The organism is Actinoplanes sp. NBC_00393 (assembly GCF_036053395.1).
Lineage (GTDB): Bacteria > Actinomycetota > Actinomycetes > Mycobacteriales > Micromonosporaceae > Actinoplanes.
This window is the reverse complement of sequence record NZ_CP107942.1, coordinates 10,187,033-10,207,828: the sequence shown is the minus strand read 5'-3', so window position 1 is coordinate 10,207,828 and position 20,796 is coordinate 10,187,033. Positions and strand designations below refer to the sequence as shown.

The 20,796-nt window shown below is 71.5% G+C and carries 12 protein-coding genes; 6 read left to right on the top strand and 6 right to left on the bottom strand.

The window, feature by feature from the left end; translation table 11 throughout:
• Position 1 precedes the first annotated feature (1 nt).
• The gene (gene aspS, locus OHA21_RS47405; RefSeq protein ID WP_328466867.1) at positions 2 to 1,255 is read right to left on the bottom strand and encodes an aspartate--tRNA(Asn) ligase; all 1,254 of its coding nucleotides are present in this window, start codon (positions 1,253 to 1,255) and stop codon (positions 2 to 4) included.
• Between the two features lie 357 nt (positions 1,256 to 1,612).
• Between aspS and lipA the strand changes: the two genes are divergently transcribed.
• The gene (lipA, locus tag OHA21_RS47400) at positions 1,613 to 2,509 is read left to right on the top strand and encodes a lipoyl synthase (RefSeq protein WP_328478966.1); all 897 of its coding nucleotides are present in this window, start codon (positions 1,613 to 1,615) and stop codon (positions 2,507 to 2,509) included.
• Positions 2,510 to 2,559: 50 nt separating this feature from the next.
• On the opposite strand, the gene OHA21_RS47395 is transcribed toward lipA, so the two are convergent.
• Positions 2,560 to 4,740 (bottom strand): rhamnogalacturonan lyase family protein, encoded by a 2,181-nt coding sequence (locus tag OHA21_RS47395; RefSeq protein WP_328466865.1) that lies wholly within the window; start codon positions 4,738 to 4,740, stop codon positions 2,560 to 2,562.
• 205 nt (positions 4,741 to 4,945) lie between these two features.
• On the opposite strand from OHA21_RS47395, the gene OHA21_RS47390 reads away from it, so the two are divergent.
• Positions 4,946 to 5,965, top strand: coding sequence for a LacI family DNA-binding transcriptional regulator (locus tag OHA21_RS47390; protein WP_328466863.1), 1,020 nt, complete (start codon positions 4,946 to 4,948; stop codon positions 5,963 to 5,965).
• 604 nt (positions 5,966 to 6,569) lie between these two features.
• Here OHA21_RS47390 and OHA21_RS47385 read toward each other — a convergent pair.
• From OHA21_RS47385 to OHA21_RS47375, 3 genes are all read right to left on the bottom strand, one after another.
• On the bottom strand, positions 6,570 to 6,800 hold the full coding sequence (locus tag OHA21_RS47385; protein ID WP_328466861.1) for a hypothetical protein: 231 nt from the start codon (positions 6,798 to 6,800) through the stop codon (positions 6,570 to 6,572).
• 770 nt (positions 6,801 to 7,570) lie between these two features.
• Entirely contained in the window at positions 7,571 to 10,387 is a 2,817-nt protein-coding gene (locus OHA21_RS47380) for a helix-turn-helix transcriptional regulator (protein ID WP_328466859.1), read from the bottom strand.
• 44 nt (positions 10,388 to 10,431) lie between these two features.
• The gene (locus tag OHA21_RS47375; protein ID WP_328466857.1) at positions 10,432 to 10,614 is read right to left on the bottom strand and encodes a hypothetical protein; all 183 of its coding nucleotides are present in this window, start codon (positions 10,612 to 10,614) and stop codon (positions 10,432 to 10,434) included.
• A 150-nt stretch (positions 10,615 to 10,764) separates the two neighbouring features.
• On the opposite strand from OHA21_RS47375, the gene OHA21_RS47370 reads away from it, so the two are divergent.
• The 4 genes from OHA21_RS47370 (at position 10,765) to OHA21_RS47355 (ending at position 16,763) form a co-directional block, all read left to right on the top strand.
• A complete protein-coding gene (locus tag OHA21_RS47370) occupies positions 10,765 to 11,457 on the top strand; it encodes a DUF4191 domain-containing protein (RefSeq protein WP_328466855.1) in 693 nt (230 codons plus the stop codon).
• Positions 11,458 to 11,718: 261 nt separating this feature from the next.
• Positions 11,719 to 13,374: an AAA family ATPase gene (locus OHA21_RS47365; RefSeq protein WP_328466853.1), complete on the top strand. Its 1,656-nt coding sequence runs from the start codon at positions 11,719 to 11,721 to the stop codon at positions 13,372 to 13,374.
• A 585-nt stretch (positions 13,375 to 13,959) separates the two neighbouring features.
• Positions 13,960 to 15,138 carry a type VII secretion protein EccE gene (locus OHA21_RS47360; protein WP_328466851.1) on the top strand — a complete coding sequence of 393 codons (1,179 nt, stop codon included), beginning with the start codon at positions 13,960 to 13,962 and terminating at the stop codon, positions 15,136 to 15,138.
• Between the two features lie 1,109 nt (positions 15,139 to 16,247).
• Positions 16,248 to 16,763, top strand: coding sequence for a hypothetical protein (locus OHA21_RS47355; RefSeq protein ID WP_328466849.1), 516 nt, complete (start codon positions 16,248 to 16,250; stop codon positions 16,761 to 16,763).
• Positions 16,764 to 16,769: 6 nt separating this feature from the next.
• On the opposite strand, the gene eccCa is transcribed toward OHA21_RS47355, so the two are convergent.
• Entirely contained in the window at positions 16,770 to 20,723 is a 3,954-nt protein-coding gene (gene eccCa, locus OHA21_RS47350; protein WP_328466847.1) for a type VII secretion protein EccCa, read from the bottom strand.
• Positions 20,724 to 20,796 lie beyond the last annotated feature (73 nt).

The following is a 20,796-nucleotide window of genomic DNA, read 5'->3' as shown; positions in this document are numbered from 1 at the left end:
ACTACGGGGCGATCCGGTTCAGGTCCCTGGGGAAGGCGGTGGTTTCGCGTACGTTGGCCGCGCCGGTCAGCCGGGCCACGAACCGTTCCAGCCCGATCGCCCAGCCCCCGTGCGGGGGCATCCCGTACCGGAAACCGTCGAGGTAACCCCGATACGGCTCCAGGTCGTCGAGGACGGCGGCGTAGTCCTCGTACCGGTGCAGCCGCTGCCCGCCCGTAACGATCTCCAGGCCGCGGAAGAGCAGGTCGAACCCGTTCGAGTACTCCGGGTTCGCCGGGTCCGGATGCGTGTAGAACGGCCGCTTGCGCATCGGATAGCCGGTCACGAAGACGAACTCCGACCCGTGCTCACGCCGCGCCCACTCCCCCAGCGCCCGCTCGTGGGCCGGCGCCAGGTCCGGCTCGTCCGCCGGGGCGCCGGCGATCCGCAGCGCCTCGGTGAAATGCACGGCCGGGATCTCCGCGGGCACGTCCGGGCACGTGAAGCCGGTGCGCTCGGTGACCTCCCCCAGCATCCCGGCGATGGTCCGGGTCAGCGCCGTCATCACGTCCCGGTGGTCGGCGATGAAGCCCATCTCGGCGTCCAGCGACGTGTACTGCGCCAGGTGCCGCGCGGTGTCGCTCGGCTCGGCCCGGAACACCGGCCCGACCTCGAAGACCCGCTCGAAGACGCCGACCATCAGCTGCTTGTAGAACTGCGGCGACTGCGCCAGATAGCCGGGCCGCCCGAAATAGTCCAGCTTGAAGACGTTCGCGCCGGACTCGGTCGCCGACTCCACGATCTTCGGCGTCTGGATCTCGACGAACCGCTGCTCCTCCAGGGACTTCCGGAAACCCGCGGTCACCGCGGCGGCGATCCGCAGGTTCGCCGCCCGGCTCGGATGCCGCAGGGCCAGAGCAGCGTGGTCCAGCTGGGCAGGCAGACCCGCGCCCAGCGCGGGCCGATGCAGTTCAAACGGCAGGGGTACGCCCACAGCACTCAAAACACGGATGTCCGGGCCGGTCAGCTCGACGCCGCCGGGTGCCTGCGGGTTGGGGGTGACCACGGCGTGTACCTCGACGACGCTCTCCTCGGTCAGCCTCTCGAGCTGCTCCCGGGTCGACGGGTCGGTGACGACGACCTGGCTGAGCCCCTCGGCGTCGCGGACGATCAGGAAGGCCACCGACTTGAGCAGACGGCGACGATGGATCCAGCCGGCGATCGTGACCTTCTCGTGCACGTGCTCGGACAGTCGGGCGGAGAGGATGCGTTGCATAACTCGTACCTCCTCTGGTTTGCAACGCGGCCCCAGGGAGGTGCGGGCGAGCGGGATCCTCGCGGTACCACCGCACCTTCACGCTTTTTTGGAAAGCGCCTCTTTGCACTGCTTGGCTCCGGGTTGTCTTCACGCTCCGGCGCTCGGGCCACCCTCACAGCTGCCGGTGGCTCTCTCGGCCGGCGGATCGGAGCGTTACTTGTTCCCATCAATGCCGTGGCGGTGAGGTTAGCAACTTGCGTCCCGGTGTGCACAAGATTTGCGGGCGCGCCGGTGAGTGCACTCACACCCTGCGTCAGGTTCGGTCCGGGCGGGCGTATCTTTCAGGTTGTGACTATTGCTCCCGAGGGCCGCCGCATGCTGCGCATCGAGGCGCGCAACGCCGAAACTCCCATCGAGCGGAAGCCGCCGTGGATCAAAGTCAAGGCGAAGATGGGCCCCGAGTACACGCAGATGCGTGGCCTCGTGCAGAAGGAAGGCCTGCACACGGTCTGCCAGGAGGCCGGCTGCCCCAACATCTACGAGTGTTGGGAAGACCGGGAGGCGACCTTCCTGATCGGCGGTGACCAGTGCACCCGCCGCTGCGACTTCTGCCAGATCGACACCGGCAAGCCGGCCGAGTTCGACGCCGACGAGCCGCGCCGGGTCGGCGAGTCCGTCGCCACCATGGGCCTGCGCTACGCCACGGTCACCGGCGTCGCCCGTGACGACCTGCCCGACGGCGGCGCCTGGCTCTACGCGGAGACCGTCCGCCAGATCCACAAGCTGCAGCCCGGCTGCGGCGTGGAGCTGCTCATCCCGGACTTCAACGCCGACCCCGAGCAGCTCGCCGAGGTCTTCGGCGCCAAGCCCGAGGTGCTCGCGCACAACGTCGAGACCGTCCCGCGGATCTTCAAGCGGATCCGGCCCGGTTTCCGTTACGAGCGTTCCCTCGACGTGATCACCCAGGCTCGCGCGGCCGGCCTGGTCACCAAGAGCAACCTGATCCTCGGCATGGGCGAGGAGCGGTCGGAGATCTCCGCCGCCCTCCGCGACCTGCACGCGGCCGGCTGCGAGCTGATCACCATCACGCAGTACCTCCGGCCGACCCCGCGCCACCACCCGGTGGAGCGCTGGGTCAAGCCGGAGGAGTTCGTCGAGCTGCGCGAGGAGGCCGAGGAGATCGGCTTCGCCGGCGTGATGAGCGGCCCGCTGGTCCGCTCGTCGTACCGGGCCGGTCGCCTCTACCGCCAGGCCCTCGACGCCCGCGGCTGACGCTTTCTGCCGTGCCCGGGCCGCTTCTGCCGGCCCGGGCACTGCCGTGTTCAGGGCTGGTGGATCAACGGCCGCGGCGGGGTGGGCATGTTCGCCCCGATGAAGAAGCTGGTGTGCGGCGGCTGGTTGTACGCGGTGTTCTGCCAGGCCAGCGCCACCCGGTACATCGAGTCCTGCAACAGCGTGGTGATCCGCCGGTCGGTTGGCGTCGCGGTGCTGTAGATGCGCAGCGCGGTGTTGTCCGAGGTCGGCCAGATCACCTCCTCACGCCAATCGCCGAGGATGTCGCCGGACAGCGACGGCGTGGCCTTGGTGCCGTTGTTGGAGTGCACGCCGGAGGCGGTGAGCAGCCGGGTGTCGCCACCGGTGCCGTACTTGTCGATGCGGGTGGCGTCGAGCAGTTCCCGCACCGGATCGGCGTCCCACCAGGCCAGGAAGTTCGCTGAGCTGGGCTTGCGGCCGACCGTGGCACCGGCGGTGTTGCGGATCTGGCTGTCGGCGGACGACCAGGATTCCGCTCCCGGGCTGCCGGCCCAGACGTCGCCGGAGACGCCACGGCCGTTGTCACCGGCGGCCGCGGTCTGCCAGAGGATCTGACCGGTACGCGCATCCGCCATCCACGAGGCCGGCTGGCTGCTGTTCTCGTCGACCTTGTAGAGCTCCAGCCCGGGCCGGGCGGGGTCCAGGTCACCGGCGTGCATCGCGTCGCCGTGGCCCTTGCCGGTGTTCCACAGCCGGCCGCCGTTGTCGTCGACGGCCATCGCGCCGTAGAGGATCTCGTCCCGGCCGTCGGCGTCGACGTCTCCGACGGACAGGTTGTGGTTGCCCTGCCCGGCGTACGAGCTGTTGCCCGAGGCGTTGCTGTCGAACGTCCAGCGGCGGGTCAGCGCGCCGTTGCGGAAGTCCCAGGCGGCGATCACGGACCGGGTGTAGTAGCCGCGGGCCATGATGATGCTCGGCCGCTTGCCGTCCAGGTAGGCGGTGGCTGCCAGGAACCGGTCCACCCGGTTGCCGTACGAGTCTCCCCAGCTGCTCACCGTGCCGCGCGGCGGGTCGTAGTTGGCGGTGGCCAGCGCCGCACCGGTCCGGCCGCTGAACACGGTGAGGAACTCCGGGCCGGAGAGGACGTAGCCGTCGGCGTTGCGGTAGTCGGCGCTCGCGTTGCCGATCACCTGGCCGGTGCCGGACACCGTCGCGTCGGCGGTCTTCATCGCCACCTCGGCGGCGCCGTCACCGTCGTAGTCGTACGCCTGGAACTGGGTGTAGTGCGCCCCGGCCCGGATGTTGCGGCCCAGGTCGATCCGCCACAGCCGGGTCCCGTTCAACCGGTACGCGTCGACGTACACCACGTCGGTCACGCCGGCCTGGGAGTTGTCCTTGGCGTTCAGCGGCTCCCACTTCAGGATGATCTCGAGCTGCCCGTCGCCGTCGAGGTCGGCCACGGTGGCGTCGTTCGCGGCGTACCGGGAACTGCTCGGATTCTGGACCGGCACATCGAGGTAACCGGCCGGGAATTGCAGCGCGGCAGCCGAGGCGGGCTGCTCGGCGCCGTTGACCACGGCCCGCACCGTGTACGCCGAGCCGGCCGCGGCTCCGGCGTCGAGGTAGTTCGTCGAGCCGGTGATCGGCGCGGAGTTCACCCTGGTCGCGCCACGGTAGACGTTGAAGCCCACGTCCGCCGGGTCGGATGCGAGCCACCGCCAGCTCACCAGGTTGCCGGAGCCGGACCGCACGCTCACCAGCCCCCGGTCGAGTCGTTCCATCTGCCGGCCTTCGCCGGACTGAGGCGGGTTGGAGGACGGCGGTCCACTTGTCGGAGCTACATCTCCGGTGCACGCCGTGCCGTTCAGGGTGAACGACGTGGGTGACGGGTTCGTGCTGGTGAACGCGCCGTTGAAGCCGATCTCGACCCGGCCGTTCGTCGCGATGGCCGCGTTGTACCCGGCGTCGCGGACCGAGACCTGGGCGCCGGCCTGCGTGTGGGTGCCGTTCCACAGTTGAGTGATCGTCTGACCGGCGCCGAACCCGAATCCGAGGGTCCAGCCGTTGATCGGGTCACCGAGGTTGTCGACGGTGATGGTGGCGCCGAAGCCGCCCTGCCACTGGTTGGTCACCGCGTACGTCACGCGGCATCCGGCCGCCGCACTGGCGTCGACGGCCACGAGCACGACCGCGGCTGCCGAGGCGGCGACGGCAGCGGCTGTCGCCACCACGGGTCTCAATCGGGACATCACGGGCCTCCTTGGGGATCGGGGGAATCGCGCCGTCCCGGTCAGCGCTTGGCATCCCGAGGTTGAAAGCTTTCAATCTCCCGGTAACCACCCTGACGTCCGGCGCGACCCGAAACCTACTGATGCCCTTCGATGCCTACAAGGCGCTTCGCATCATTTGGGAGCGCTCCCAAATCGGACTGAGGCATCGAGTAGATTGCATGGGGTGACCACGGGAGACCGCCGCCGCAACGGCATTCGTGAGGTCGCCGCCACGGCCGGCGTGTCGATCGGCACCGTCTCCAACGTGCTGAACCATCCCGGCGTCGTGGCCGCCGGCACCCGGGCGCGGGTCGAGCAGGTGATGCAGGAACTCGGGTTCGTGCGCAACGGGATGGCCCGCCAACTCCGGGAGGGACGCGCCGCCACGGCCGGGACGCTGGTGCTGGACATCGCCAACCCGTTCTTCACCGAGACCGCGCGCGGGATCGAGGACCGCCTCGCCGAGGCCGGATGCATGCTCACCCTGTGCAGCACCGACCAGCAGCCGGACCGGGAGGCGCGTTACCTGCACATGCTGGAGGAGCAGGGCGTCCGCGGCATCCTGGTGACCCCGACCCGGCTGGACATCGAGTCCCTGCTGGCGATGCAGCGTCGCGGCGTACCCATCGTGCTTCTGGACTGCCCCAGCCCCACCGCGGAGATCTGCTCGGTAGCCATCGACGACATCCGCGGCGGCGAACTGGCCGCAGCTCATCTGATCGCCCGCGGCCACCGCCGGGTGATGTTCCTGAACGGCCCACCCCACGTCCAGCAATGCACCGCCCGCAGCCGGGGCGCGCACAACGCCTTCCAGAAGGCCGGCCTGGACCCGGCGCAGCACCTGTTCGAGGTCGCGCTGCCGCGCGCCAGCACCGACCGCGCCGAAGCCGTCCTGGAACAGACGCTGGCACTCCCCGACCAGCCAACCGCCATCATGTGCGTCAGCGACATCGTGGCGCTCGGCGTCATGCGCTCCTTACGCAAGCGCGGCCTCAAGGTGCCCGACGACATCGCCGTCGTCGGCTACGACGACGTGCCTTTCGCGGCCGAGCTGGCCACGTCGCTCACCACCATCCGGCAGCCGACTTACGACCTCGGCCGCGCCGCCGCAACCCTGCTCCTGACCGACGCCGACCCTACGGCGTCGGACGGGCATCAGCAGCTGACGTACCAGCCGGAACTCATCGTGCGCGAGTCCGCCTAACCGACAGCCGCGACGGTCAGCCGATCCCGGCCGGGCCAGCTGGTTCCGGCCACCAGACACTCAGGCCCGCCAGACACTCAGGCCCGCCAGACACTCAGGCCCGCCAGACACTCGGGCCCGCCAGCCACTTGCGCCCGCCACCCAATCAGGCCCGCCAGGCACTCGAGCCCGCCAGCCGCTCGGGTCCGCCAGCCACTCCGGGCCGGCATTCGTAGACCCCTGCATCCGTTCCGAGCTCGATCAGTAAGTCCGCGGCCACGACAGGTCCGGTCGGCCATTTCCCGCCCGGCCAGTCAACTCACGGTCCGGCCACCGGCCTCTCCCGGCACTGCCAGCCACGTTCCGCTGGTCACCCCGGTCTGGTCAGCCACTGCGGGCCGCGGCCAGCCGCTGGCGGTCGATCAGCCGCTGTCGGCCGCCCATCTGGCGTCGGCCGCTCAGCTGGCGTCGGCCGCTCAGCTGGCGTCGGCCGCCCATCTGACGTCGGCCGCTCAGCTGGCGTCGGCCGCCCAACCACTGCGGGCCCCCAATCACTGCGGGCTCGGGGTCCAAACTCTCCGGCCAAGTTGCCACGGTTCCCCAGGCTCGGACCGCTTCCGGAACGCTACTTCTTGCCCTTCTTAGCCTTCTTACCCTTCTTGTCTTTCTTTCCGGAACCGGAGCCCGAACCAGAACCGGAGCCCGACTCGGCCCCCTGCGGAACCAGCGTCGGCATCATCAGCCGCCCGAAGATCATCACGAGGGGTGCGACCCAAGCCCACCAGGGCACGCTCGATCCCGGACCAAACAACACATCGACAACCTGGTAAGCCACATCAAGGGCGTTATCCATCATCGGCCTCCGAGGGGAGAAAGGCACATGCCGGACAGTGCAACTTCCACACCGGAAGTCGGCCCCCAATATCGGAGCCCACCCGTCTCCTCTTAGCCTTTCCACCCACCAAGCACCCAGCCGTGTACCCGCCGAGCAGTGGTAGCGGCTGAGTCCACGATGATGGCGAAGGCCCACGCAGCGACGGCGGAGGTAGGGGCAGCGGCTGAGGCCGAGGTTGGCAGAGGCCGAGGCAGCAGCGAAGGCTGAGGCCGGCAGAGGCCGAGGCAGCTGCGAAGGCTGAGGCCCTGACGGCGGAATCGGAAGCAGTGGTCGGCCGCCGAACCCGAGACGGCAGCCGACGCCCGAGACGGCGGCTGAGGCCAAGACAGCGGCTGAGGCCAAGACGGCGGCTGAGGCCAAGGCAGTGGCGACGAAAGCTAACGCAGTAGCGGCGAAGGCAGTGGCGGGAGCGCCAGTCCCACACGCCCGCCCCACTCGATCAGCAGATCTTGGGCTCCCGACCACATCCCGCGGTGGCCAAAAGCCCAAGATCTACCAACGGCGAAACCACCGCGGCAGCCCAGCACCAACCCACTCAAGGGGCTTCAGAAACAACTCCAGCCTCAACAAACAGCGTCAGAACAACAGCCAGCACACGCGGCCGCAGCGCACCAAGCGCCTATCAACAAGATCGCCCCGACTCCGGCCAGACGCTGCTCGACGTCGATCTAGACCGGGTCAGGAACGGGCCTGGAATGGGCCTGGAATAGGCCCATTCCGAACCCGCGCCGCTACTCGTTCAGCAAGCCCAACCGATGCGCAACCGCCGCAGCCTCCACCCGATTACTCACCGAAAGCTTCGCAATGATCCGCGAAACATGCACACTCGCCGTCTTAGGCGAAATGAACAACCGCTGAGCGATCCGGCTGTTGCTCTGCCCCTCAGCCACCAACCGCAGCACCTCCCGCTCCCGGGCAGTAAGCACCTCAGTCCCAGCCGCAACCGCTGACCCCCGCACCCCCAGACGTCGGGCCAGCACCTCCGCAGCCTCGATCAGCGGAACAGCACCCAGGCTGGTGGCAATGGCCATCGACTCAGCGATCGCCTCCCCCGCCGCCGCCCGGTCGGCAGCGACCGCCTCGGCGAACCCGAGCAGGACCACCGCCAGCTGATAGGGCTGCCCATCAACCCGCCAAGCCTCGACCGCCGCCCGCCACCGCTCTGCTCCGCCGTCGAGCAGCGCAGCGATCTCGGCCGCGCAGGCGCGCTCAGCCGGATAGCGCTGGGGGAGCTCGGCCGCGAGCGCACGGATCTCCGGGCCGGGAAGGACCCGGGCCGCGGCGGTGAGCAACGCCCACCCATAACGAGGCCGCTCCCGGATCCCCCGATCCTGCACGGCGGTCCGTGCGATGTTCCGGGCGGCGGCCTCGTCTCCCGCGGCCCGGCTCGCCAGGATCCGCAACTCCAGCAGTGACACCCGCGTCTCCGCGGTGAGGAACGGTTTGCCGAGAAACCCTGTCCCGCGGCTGACCAGCGCGTCCGCCCCCTCATGTCCGCGGGCGAGCCGGATCCGGGCGCGCAGGCGCAGCCACGGGACGGCCAGGGTGCCGGGCGGGTCCTGCCGGGCCGCCGCGGCGAGCAGGGCGTCGGCCTCGTCCCACCGGCCCAGCGCCATCAGCGCCTCGGCATGGTTGGCCAGCAGGTAGACGCCCGTCGTCCGGCTGACACCGACCCGGTCCGCGTGCGGCACACCCTCGGCGGCGGCCGCCGCGGACTCCTGGTAGTCCCCCAGCTCGAAGAGCGAGTCGGAGATGTTGACCAGGCCGTGCGCGAAGCTCTGCAGGTCACCGGAGGCCCGCGCCCGCTCCACCGCCCGCCACATCATCGGCAGCGCCTCCTCGGCGGGGAGCCGCCCGCCGCAGGCCTTGCCGAAGATGATCTCCGCACTCACCTGCGCGGCGTCGTCGCCCAGGTCGGCGGCGGCGTCCTTGACCTCCTGCGCGATCCGGCCGGCCACGTCGCCGTCGATGCCGGACCACACGTAGGCCACGTCACCGAGCAGTCGCAGCCAGGCCTGGTCGCGCGGGACCGTGCCGAGCAACCTGTACGCCTCGTGGGCCTCCGCCGACCCGTCGCTCTTGCCCGCGTTGCGCAGCAGTTTGGCCCGCCGGATCAGCAGCCGGGCCGCCCGCAGCGGCTCCGCGTCGCAGTCCAGGTCGCCGAGCGCCGCCCGGGTCAGACTGAGCGCCCGCATGTGCTCACCGGAGTCGATCGCGGCGAGCGCCGCCTCCTCCAGCAGGTCGAAGTGTGTGGTGTCGAGCAGGGTGGCCGCGTCAGGCACCTGCTCCCAGAGCTCGAGCACCCGGTCGAGCAGACGGGCCTGCTCCGCATACGCATACCGTCGGCCGGCGTCGTCGGCGGCACGCCGGGCGGTGACCAGCGCACGCGGATGGTCGTGGGCGGCGTGCCAGTGGTGGGCGATCTCGACGGGCGCCCGGTCGGTGCCGATCAGGTGCGGCTCGGCCTCGATCGCCTCCGCGAACCGGGCGTGCAGGCGGGCGTGCTCGCCGGGCAGCAGGTCGTCGTGCACCGCCTCGCGAACCAGCGCGTGCCGGAACTCGTAGCCCCCGTCGGGGTCGACCACGATCAACTGAGCGGTGACGGCGGCCCGCAGCGCGGACTCGAGGGCCGCGTCGTCCACCCCGGCGACTCGGACCAGCAGGTCGTGACCGAAGCTGGTGCCGCCCACCGCGGCCACCCGCAGCACCCGCTGCGCGGCGTCGGGCAGCAGGTCGACCCGGGAGAGCAGCAGGTCGCGCAGGGTCTCCGGAATGTCGCCGCAGCGCGGATCACCGGAGCCGGCGAACTGCTCGATGAAGAACGGAATGCCCTGCGCCCGCTCGCTGACCGCATCGACAGTCCGCACGTCGGGCTCGGCGCCGAGCAGGTGGCCCAGCAGCTCAGCCGTGCCGTCACGGTCGAGGCGGTCGACCTCGAGCCGCTGCACACCGCGAACCCGCTCCAGCTCGGCCAGGAACGGCCGCAACGGGTGCCCGCGGTGCAACTCGTCGGTGCGGAAGGTGGCGAGCAGCAACAGGTTGGGCACCCGGGCCGCGCGCAGCAGGAAACCGATCAGGTCACGGGTCGACCGGTCGGCCCAGTGCAGGTCCTCGATCACCAGGACCACCGGCTGGTCTTCGCCGAGCCGGGCGAACAGCGACCCGACCAGGTCGAACAGGTGACCGCGGCGGGCCTCGCCGAACTCCGGCGGCCCCAGCTCGGGCAGCAACCGGGCGAACTCCGCCTCGCGCCCGTCGAAGACGGCCCGGCCCTCCCGCCGGACCAGCTCGCGCAGCGCGGCCGCGAACGGCGCGAAGGGCAGGCCCTCCTCACCGAGCTCCAGGCACTGGCCGGTGAGCACCCGAACCGGCTCACCGGCCAGCGACCGGCCGAACTCCTCGACGAGCCGCGTCTTGCCGACCCCCGCCTCGCCGCCGACCAGCACGGCCGACAGCTCCGCCCCGCGGACCCGTTTCAGCGCCTCGTGCAGCGTGGCCAGGTCGGCCTCCCGGCCGACCAGAACCGTGCTGTGGGCGCTCACCGTCATGAGGTCGAGCATGCCACGCGGGTACGACAGAATTTCCGGCCCGATCACGATGCGAAACGGCGTGCCGGACGGGCCGCCCGGCGTATCGTCGGCCACCGTCCGGCGCGGCGTTCGCGCCGGGAGGAGGCCTGCCGGGCACGCCGGTCGTCGTCGGCCTGGCGGATCAGTTCGTCGGTGTGCGACTGGATCAGCTCGAGCTGGAACTCGGGGCTGGTGAAGGGGATCATTTCGGTGCTCCTCGCGAATCGTTCGGCTCTTGCACCGATGACTCTTCGCGCGAAGGCGGCACCCGGGCATCGGGAGACTGCCTTACTTCGAGGACTCCTGAGGTCCCCGGGACGCCGTAAGGTACCTGAGCCCCACTACACTTTGCGGCTATGGCAAAACCCCAGGAGAAGGTGTCGTTCCGCGAGCGCCTGAAGCAGATCGGCCAGGTGTTCGCGTTCACGGCGAAGCAGGACAAGTGGTTCGTCCCGCTGGTCATCGCGGCGGTGGCGATCCCGGTGGCGCTCACCGTGCTGGCCGTGCTCCTGGGCTGGGGCCTGCTCTGGATCCCGGTCGGCATCCTGTTCACGCTGCTGGCCGTGCTGATCGTGCTCAACCTGCGGTCCAACACCGCGATGATGAACGTGGCGGAGGGCCAGCCCGGCGCCGCCGCCTCCCTGATGGAGAACATGCGCGGCGACTGGCGGGTGCGTGCCGCGGCCAGCTCCACCACGCAGTTCGACATGGTGCACGTGGTGATCGGCCGGCCCGGCGTCATCCTCCTCGCCGAGGGCGACCCGCAGCGCGTCCGCGGCCTGCTCGGCCAGGAGAAGAAGCGCCTCTCCAAGGTCATCGGCAACGCGCCGCTCTACGACTACGTGATCGGCTCCGAGGAGGGCCAGCTCCCGGTCCGCAAGCTGCGTTCCACGATGCTGCGCCTGCCGCGCAACCTCACCGGCAAGGACGTCAATGCCCTCGACAAACGCCTCGGCGCGCTGATGTCACGCCCGCAGATGCCGAAGGGCGCGATCCCCAAGAACATGCGGCCCAGCAAGGGCGCGTTCCGCCAGCAGCGCCCCCGCTGACAACCCAGGTGGGGTACGAGCTACACCTCCCCCGCCGAATCAGCCCGTCCCGCCCGCGCCCGGCACGCTGGGTGCCGGGTCGAGGCCGAAACGCCGCCGCCGGGCTTAAGCACGTCCCGGCCTTGACGAGCCGGCGCCGCACCGCGGCGCCGGCTCGTGCCATGTCACCGGAGTTCATCGACGGGTACCTCCATGATCTGCGCGGAGCGATAGCCTCGGGTCTACGCCCTTCCGGCTCGCACGCGCGAAGGAGTCCCGCTCGTGGTCAGCACCTTGGCGGTCCCCGGCACCTATCCGACGCTGCGTGACGCTCTGGAGGTCGCACCCGACGGCGCGGTCGTGACCCTGGCGCCCGGCACCTACCAGGAGCGGATCGAGCTGGGCAGCCGCCGGCTGACCGTGCGCGCGGCCGGCGATCCGGGCTCGGCGATCGTGGACGCGACCGGGCTGGACGGGCCGGCGCTGGCGATGACCGCGGGCGAGGTCGCCGTCGAAGGTCTGGCGCTGGTCTCCGGCGACTATCCGGCGGTCACCGTGGCCGGCGGCCGGTTGCGGCTGCGCAGGTGCGAGCTCTCCGCGGGGTACGGCGCGGGCGTCCAGGCCAGCGACGGCGCCGTGGTCGACGCCGGCGAGGTCCGGGTGATCCGCGGCCAGCACGGTTTCGTCTTCTCCGACGCCGGCGGGACGGTCGAGGCCAGCGAGGTCCGCGGGGTCACCGACGACGGGGTGATCGTGCGGCTCGGCGCCGATCCGACCCTGCGCGGCACCACCGTGGCCGAGTGCGGCTATCGGGGGATCTACATCTACCAGTCCGGCCGTCCGACGATCGAGCGCTGCGACGTCTCCGGCACCGGCGACGCGGGCATCGTCGTGGCGCACGGCAGCACCCCGCGCATCGTGGAGACCTGGGTGCACCAGACGGCGGGCTCCGGCATCGTGATCGGGCCAGGCTGCACCGCCGTCGTCGAGCAGTGCCGGGTCGAGCAGACCGCCGACCCGGCCGTCCACGTCGACCCGTCCGCGCAGGCCACGGTCACGTTGAGCGAGAGCGGCGGTCTCCCCCAGGCCGGTGTCGCGGCCGCCACCGCGCAGGACGCCGCCGAGGTGGAGCGGCTGCTGACCGAACTGGACTCGATGATCGGCCTGGCCGGCGTGAAAGGCGAGGTCCGCGCGCTGATCGACGAGATCCAGGTGAACGAGTGGCGGCGCAGCGCCGGCCTGTCCGTGGGCGCGGTCAGCCACCATCTGATCTTCACCGGCGCTCCCGGCACCGGTAAGACGACCGTCGCCCGCATCTACGGCCAGTTGCTGAAGGCGCTGGGCGTGCTGCCGAACGGCCGGTTCCGCGAGGTCTCCCGGCGCGACCTCGTCGGGCAGTACATCGGGCACACCGCGGAGAAGACCACCTCGGTCTTCGAGGACGCGATGGGCGGCGTGCTCTTCATCGACGAGGCGTACACGTTGGCCCGGGCCGGCGGCGCCGCGGCAGACTTCGGCCAGGAGGCCATCGACACCCTGGTCAAGCTCATGGAGGACCACCGTGACCAGGTCGCCGTGATCGTGGCCGGCTACACCAAGGAGATGGCCGACTTCCTGGACGCCAACTCCGGCCTGGCCTCCCGCTTCGCCAAGACCATGGAGTTCGAGAACTACGGCCCCGACGAACTGGTGATGATCGCCGATCGCATCGCCCGCAACGACGACTACGTCTTCGCCGCCGGCCTCTCCGCGGCCCTGCACGAACATTTCTCCCGGCTCGAACGGGATCGCAACTTCGGCAACGCCCGCGAGGCCCGCAAGCTGCTGGAAGGCATGCGCAAGGCCCAGTCCGGCCGCCTCCGCGCGATGGGCAGAATGCCCAGCCGAGACGACCTGCGAACCCTGATGCTCGACGACCTGCGAGCGGTGGTCCGGTGACGCAACTAGAGTGGGTCCACTACGGACCGTCGGGGGAGGCGACCGGTGCATCGGGGTGAGAGCTATCCAGGCCCGGCACACAACACCGACCTGCCCGGCCAGCACAACGCACCGCCCAGCCACAACCCGCCAACCCCTCCCGCGATGCGAGCCGGCCCCGGGACACCGGGCGCGCCCTGGGAACACGGGCCACCGGGCATGCAGGCCCCACCCGATGCCGAGATTCAGGGCCTGCCCACGCTGCAAGTCGGTCCCGGCGGGCAGGGTGCGCCCTGGGGGCCGGAGCCGGCCGGGATGCACGGTGCGCCCTGGGGGCAGGAACCGGCCGGGATGCAGAGCGGGCCCTGGGGGCAGGAGCCGCCCGGCGTGCAGGCGCCGGCATTGCAGGGGCCGGCTGAGGTGCCGCAGCAGGCTGGGGCTGGGCGCTCTACCGCTACCGCTGCTGCGGTGCCGATCCGCCGGGCCGGGGGGCGGCCGCCGCCCGGAATGGCTGCTGGACCGCTTCCGCCCGCTGGACCGCCGCCGCCCGGGCCGCCGCGACGTCCGGTTGGCCGGCAGGGGCCGCCGGTGGGGTCGGAGGCGACCGTGCGCGCCGTGCCCCGGCGCGGGTATCTCGGGCCGTTGAGTCTGGCCCAGATCCTGGTCGCGGAGGCCTCCGTGCTGGCGGTGATCGCCGCCGCCCTGCAGGGTCCGCTGCCGGCCGTGATCGTCGGGTCGGGTGCGGCAGCCCTTCTTCTGGTCTTCTTCGCCCGCCGGCAGCAGCGGTGGTGGCTGGAGCATCGGCAGGTCGCCCGGGATCATCGCCGCCGGCGTACTGCCCGGCTGGACACCCGCGCCGGCCCGGTCCTGGCTGCCCTGCGGACCGTGGCGCCCGGGCTCACCGTTCGCGACATCGCCGCCGCGGAAGAGGGCGGGCCCGCGGTCGGGGTGGCGCGGGACGAGGCGGGCTGGTTCAGCGTGGTCGGGTTGCAGCCGGCCACCCCGGTGCACACCGATTCCCCGCCGATCCCGTTGGACGCGCTGATCGGCATGCTCGCCGCCACCGAGCAGCCCGGCGTGGTGCTGGAACTGGTCACCCACACCGTCCCGGCGCCGAGCCCCGACGTGCATCCGGCTTCGCCGGCCGGGTCGTCGTACCGGCAGTTGGTGGAGGCGGTCAGCCCGGCCCCGGTCCCCGCGCACCGGGAGTCGTCGATCAGTGTGCGGGTCGATGCCCGTACCCTGGCTGAAGCCCTGCTGGACCACACCGCCGACCCGGAGGCGGCCGCTGAGCTGGTGGCCGGCCTGGCCCGCAAGGTGGCGACCGGCCTGCGCCGGCTCGGCATCACCGGCCGCGTGCTGGACGCCGAGGAGCTCCTGACGTTGCTGGCCCGGTCCTGCGACGTGGAGGCCCCGCCGCCGGGCGAGAGCGCCGGCCTGGACGAGACGTGGACGCACTGGCGGTCGGCGCGGCTGGTGCACCGGACCTACTGGTTGAAGACCTGGCCGGCGTCGGCCACCGAGATCGGCTCGCTCTTCGCCTGGGCAGCGACCGCCCCGGCCGCGCAGACCAGCGTGGCCCTGGTGCTGACTGCCGGCGCTGGGAACGACGTGGCGATCCGCGCGTTCATCCGGCTGGCCACCCGCCCGGACGCCGACCTCGCCGCCCTGGACCGGGTGCTGCTCGAGGGCGTCCGCCGGGCCGGCGCCGAACTGCAGCCCTTGGACGGCGAACACGGCCCGGCCGCTTACGCGACGGCACCGACGGGAGGTGGCGCGGGATGACCTACCCACCCGACCGGGACGGTTCGTGGCGGCCGCACTCCGGCCGCAAACGCGCTGAAGACGCCGCGGGCGACCGAGAGGCCGATGACCAGCGTGGCACCTACCCGCCGGACGGCGGGACACAGCCGGGAGGCGGTTTTCCGCCGGGCACCGCAGAACCGCCCACCGCCGGGCCGTATCCCCCGGGTGGCAGCCGGCAATCAGACGGCCTTCCGCCAGCCGCGACGGGCCCGGTCGGCAGTGGCCCGCCAGGCAGCTATCCGGCAACCGCCGACCGCCAACCAGGCAGCTATCCACCGGCCGTGGTCGGTCAACAAGGCGCCGGCCAACCAGGCAGCTACCCGCCGGCCGCGGTCGGTCAGCAAGGGAGTGCGCAACCCCACGGGTATCCGGCGCCAGGCAGCGCGCCGGCCGGAGGCGGTGCACAGTCGGGTGGCGGATACCCGCCCAGAGCAGCCCTCTTTCCGCCGGCTGAGGCGCAGCCCGCGCCCGGGGCTTGGCCGGTGGGGGCCGGGCCGCAGCAGGTGCCAGGGACGGTGGCAAGGGCAGCTGCGCCGATCCCGGGACAGCCGATGCCGGGCCGGCCAGGAGTAGGGCAGGCAGGAACAGCACAGGCAGGACCGGGACAGGCAGGGCTAGGGCAGGCAGGGCTGGGACAGGCAGGGCTTGGGCAGGCAGGACTGGGGCAGGCAGCGCTAGGGCAGGCAGGGCTGGGGCAGCCGGGAACGGCGCAGCCGGGGCTGGGGCAGCCGGGCCAAGGTGAGCAGTATGGGGCCGGGCAGGCTGCGGCGGAGCGGCAAGCGCGTGGGTTGACCGCGCCGCCGCTTACGTCGGCGCCGCTGGCTGCGCCGGGTTCGCTGGCGCGGCCGGGTGGGCCGGAGCGGCCGGGTGGTGGGCCGCCCGGTGGGCCGGATCAGGGGCGGGAGCGCACCGGGCCGTCGGGGCGGACGACGCGGTTGCACATCGGGTGGCATGCGATCGAGCGGGGCGGGCTGCGGCGGGTGACGGTGACGCCGCCGGCCGGGGCCGGTTTGTTGTTGGGGCAGGATCGCCAGCAGTCGCCCGTACCGTTGCGGGTTTTCGGGCCGGATCCGCTTCGCATCGCTCTGGTGGGTGGGGTCTGGGCAGCGCAGCTGCTGATTTTCCGGGCGTTCTCGCTCGGCGCCCGGGCGATCGTGGTGACCAGTGAGCCGCAGGCCTGGTCGGGGTTCGGGGAACGGGCGACCGGGCAGTACAACCGGCTCACCGTGCTCAGCAGCGACCAGGGCGGTTTCCCGCCCGGCACCGCGCAGACGCCCACGCTGACCGTTTATGACCTGGGGATGACCGGGCCGGTGACCTCGCCGCCGCTGGGTCCGTGGCATACCCAGCTGACCATTCTGCGGCAGCTGGACAAACCCGGTGTCGCGGCGCTGCAGGAGGCGCAGCTCGTCCTGATGCAGCGGCTCGGCGGTGACGAGGCGACGCTGGCCTCGGCGACCTTGCGGTTGCGGCCGCAGAGCGGGCAGTTCCTGGAGGTCCTCGCCGACGACATGATCGCGCTGATCGGTGACGGCATGGAGCAGCATCTGTTCCTGCGTCAGACCGGGGTGGAGCAGCAGTATGTGGGGCTGCCGCGACGCTGAAAAGGATCAGCGGGCGGGTGGCGTCCAGGCGAGCTGGACCAGCCGCGATCCGTGCTTGCGGGTGATCATCCAGGCCCGGCCGGCCGGCAGCGGCTGCGGTTTGATCGTGCCGAAGAGCGGGCCTTCCTCGCGCGGCCCGGACATCATGATGCCGGGCGACGCGAGCTCCCGGATCCGGCCGATCACCGGGTCGAACATGGCTCGCGCCGCGCCGCCGATGCGCCGGGTGATGACCACGTGCAGCCCGATGTCGCGGGCCTGCGGCAGGAATTCGAGCAGGGGCGTCAACGGGTTCGGCTGGACGCTGGCGACCAGGTCGAAGTCGTCGACCAGCACGTAGAGCTGTGGGCCTTTCCACCAGCTGCGGTCGCGGAGCATCTCCGGTGTGACGTCCGGCCCGGGGAGGCGTTCCCGCATCGCGACCGCCACCTGGTTGATCAGGTCGGCGGTGATCTGGTGCGAGCTGCCGTACCCGATGGTGTGTTCGGCCGGGACGCAGCCGAGCAGGCTGCGGCGCAGGTCGACCAGCAGCAGCCGGGCCTCGGCGGGGGTGTTGGCGGCGGTGATCGAGCGGGCCAGGCTGCGCAGGAACGAACTCTTGCCGCTTTCCACGTCGCCGAAGAGCAGGGCGTGCGGCTCGGAGTCGAAGTCGAGCCAGACCGGCTGCAGGTCGGCTTCGGCGATGCCGATCGGGACCGTCGGGCCCTGCGCCGGTGGCAGCGCCTCGAAGGGCAGCTCGGCCGGGAGCAGCCGGACGCGCGGGGCGGGCGGCCCGGTCCAGTGCTCGGTGGCGGCCTTGACCAGGTCGGTGACCGCGTCGGCGAGGTCGTCGACGCGCTGCTCGCGGTCGATGCGGGGCAGCGCGGCGAGGAAGTGGTGCCCGTCCGGGGTGAGGCCGCGACCGGGCGCCTTGTCCGGCACGTTCACCGCCTCCCGCCGGTTGATCACCGAGTCGCCGGGTTCGCCGAGCCGCAGCTCGAGGCGGGTGCCGAAGACGTCGCGGATCTGCGGGCGGATGTCCATCCAGCGGTTGGTGGCGGCCAGGATGTGGATGCCGAAGCCGAGCCCGCGGTTGGCCAGCTCGTGCACGGTCGCCTCGAGGTCCTCGAACTCGGAGCGCAGCGTCGACCAGCCGTCCACCACCAGGAAGACGTCGCCGAACGGGTCCTCAGCGAACCGGCCCTGTGCCTTGCCCCGCCGGTACGCCGCCGCGCCCTCCACGTTCTGCCGGGCGAACAGTTCCTCCCGCGCCCGCATCAGCCCGTGCAGCTCGGCGATGGTACGCCGAACCCGGTCCACGTCCCGCCGGGTCGCCACCCCGCCCACGTGCGGCAGGTCGGTGAGCCCACTGATCGGCCCACCACCGAAGTCGAGCCCGTAGAACTGCACCTCACGTGGCGTATGGGTGAGGGCGAGACTGGCGATCAGGGTCCGCAACAGATTCGATTTGCCGGATTGCGCGGAACCGACCACGACCACGTTGCCGGACGCCCCGGACAGGTCCAGCCACATCGGATCGCGCCGCTGGTCGAACGGTTTGTCGATGATGCCGCCGAGGGCGTGCAGCGCCCCAAAGCGTTCCGCGGCGTCGACGGTGAGTCCCCGGTCCGGCATCGCGATCGCGGGCGGCAGCATCTGGCCGAGGGTGGGCGCCTTGTCCAGCGGCGGCAGCCACACCTCGTGCGCCGGGGTGCCCTTGCCCTCCATCTGCCGGACCAGCACTTCGAGGAGGGTGTCGCCGACCACCTTCTCCTCGCGAGGCTCCTCCTGGACAGGTCGCTCCTCGAGCAGGGGCGCCGCATAGAAGGTGGAGAAGTCACGGATCGGGTTGCCGGCACGCCCGCCTCCGCCCCCGGTCTCGCCGTCCCGCCGGACCGCACCGGAGACGTAGGCGGCGCGGAACCGCACCAGTCCCTCGGTGCCGGTGCGCAGATAGCCGTGGCCGGGCGAGCGGGGCAACTCGTACGCATCCGGCGCCCCCAGCACCGCCCGGCTCTCCATCGACGAGAAGGTCCGCAACCCGATCCGGTACGACAGGTGCGACTCCAGCCCCCGCAGCCGTCCCTCCTCGAGTTTCTGCGAGGCGAGCAGCAGGTGGATGCCGAGCGACCGGCCCACCCGTCCGATCTGGACGAACATGTCGATGAAGTCGGGCCGGGCGCTGAGCAGCTCGGAGAACTCGTCGACGATGAACAGCAGGCTGGGCAGCGGAGCGAGCGGCACCCCCGCTGACCTCGCCCGCTCGTAGTCGCGCTGCGAGGCGTAGTTGCCCGCCTTGCGCAGCAGCTCCTGCCGCCGGGTGAGCTCGCCCTGGATGGCGCCGAGCATCCGGTCGACCAGCGGAAGCTCGTCCTCCAGGTTGGTGATCATCGCGGCGGTGTGCGGCAGCCGGTCGAGGGAGGAGAAGGTGGCGCCGCCCTTGAAGTCGACCAGCACGAAGTTGAGGATCTCCGGGTCGTGGGTCAGGCCGAGAGCCAGCACGAGCGTCCGCAGCAGCTCGGACTTGCCGGAGCCGGTCGCGCCGACCAGCAGGCCGTGCGGGCCCATGCCGTCCTGCGCGGACTCCTTCAGGTCCAGCTCGATCGGCCGGCCGTCGAGGTTGACGCCGATCGGGACCCGCAGCCGGTCCCGGTTGGGCCGGCTGGCCCACAGCTCGGTGAGATCGATCTGGTACGGATCGTCCTGCTCCAGCAGCTCGGCCAGCCCCATGTCCTGGGCGCCCGCCTCACCGGCCCGGTCCCCCGGCGCGGTGGCGGACAGCCGCAGCGGAGCCAGCTCCCGGGCCAGCACCTCGGCCTCCGGCCGGCTGAGCGCGTCGGCCCGGCCGACCTCGGTCACCCCGTCCATCGTGGTGCCGGTGACCGTGCCGTCCGCCGCGATCTCCAGGACCACCGAGCTGTCGTCGAGCAGGCGGGGCGGCGGCACCGAGAGGTCGAGGATGGTGACGCCGGAGACGCCGCCCTCGGTCATCAGGTGGTCGGAGCCGGCCGTCGAGCCGCCGTCGATGACGACCACCACGTGCGGGCCACCGGCGGGCGCCCCGCCCGGGTCGAACCGCGGCCGGTTGACCAGCACGTCGTCGAGCATCGCCTCGAGCGCGGGCACGCTGGGCGCGACGAGCCGGACCGGGCCGACCGCGTCGGTCTTGCCCGGGTGCTGGGTGTGCGGCAGCCATTTCGCCCACTCCCAGCGGCCTCGCTGATGATCCGGGACGCAGATGCCGATCCGCAGGTCGTCGGGGGCGTGGAAGATGGCTGTCTGGGCGAGCAGCGCGCGGGTGAAGTCGTGCGCCGGATCATCCGCCCCGCGCAGGTAGATGTGCGAGAAGTCGCGCAGCGCCACCGAGACCGGAAGGTCCGGCACGACCGAGTAGGTGCTGACGAACCGACGCAGCGCCAGCGCGCAGAGCGGCTCGAGCTCGTCGATCGGGCGGGTCTGCGGTGGGATCAGCCGGGTCGCCACCTCCTGCGGGCCGACCGCGATCCGGATGACGGTGAAGTCGGCGTCGCCGCGCCGGCGTTCCCAGAGCCGGCCGCTGTCGGTGAAGCTCCACAGTGTCTCCGGGTCGGGGTTGCGGTAGTAGAGCGCCTCCCGCTGCTGCCGGATGGTGGTGCGCACCCGGGCCCGGAGCTGGGCGAGATGCCGCAGGTACTGCCGCCTGTTCTCGATCATCTCGCGCTTGCCCGGACCGGTGGTGTTGGTGGCCATCATGGCGATCATGCCGAGGATGGACACTCCGTACATCGCGCCGGCGACGTAGGCGATCGGGCCGCTGCGCTGGGTGCCCATCATCAGGCCCATGGCCGCCGCGCCGGCGCCCATCGGCAGGATCATCAGCATCCGCGTCCAGCCCTTGCCGGCGGGTGGCGGCACCTCGGGCGGCGGGTCGAGCAGCACCTCACCGGAGGGCATGACAGGTGCGGGCCGTCGTGGCGCGCGTTTGATGATCGTGACTGTCACACGGGCTCCCCCCGGGGACGGATCGGTAGCCATCATATCGGTCAAAGCTGCTACGTTGTGACCGGACTGTAGC

Bases quoted from the DNA above. Each gene is read 5' to 3' on its own strand.
- aspS (WP_328466867.1), bottom strand. From the start codon at position 1,255: ATGCAACGCATCCTCTCCGCCCGACTGTCCGAGCACGTGCACGAGAAG.
- lipA (WP_328478966.1), top strand. From the start codon at position 1,613: ATGCTGCGCATCGAGGCGCGCAACGCCGAAACTCCCATCGAGCGGAAG.
- OHA21_RS47395 (WP_328466865.1), bottom strand. From the start codon at position 4,740: ATGTCCCGATTGAGACCCGTGGTGGCGACAGCCGCTGCCGTCGCCGCC.
- OHA21_RS47385 (WP_328466861.1), bottom strand. From the start codon at position 6,800: ATGATGGATAACGCCCTTGATGTGGCTTACCAGGTTGTCGATGTGTTG.
- OHA21_RS47380 (WP_328466859.1), bottom strand. From the start codon at position 10,387: ATGACGGTGAGCGCCCACAGCACGGTTCTGGTCGGCCGGGAGGCCGAC.
- OHA21_RS47375 (WP_328466857.1), bottom strand. From the start codon at position 10,614: ATGATCCCCTTCACCAGCCCCGAGTTCCAGCTCGAGCTGATCCAGTCG.
- OHA21_RS47370 (WP_328466855.1), top strand. From the start codon at position 10,765: ATGGCAAAACCCCAGGAGAAGGTGTCGTTCCGCGAGCGCCTGAAGCAG.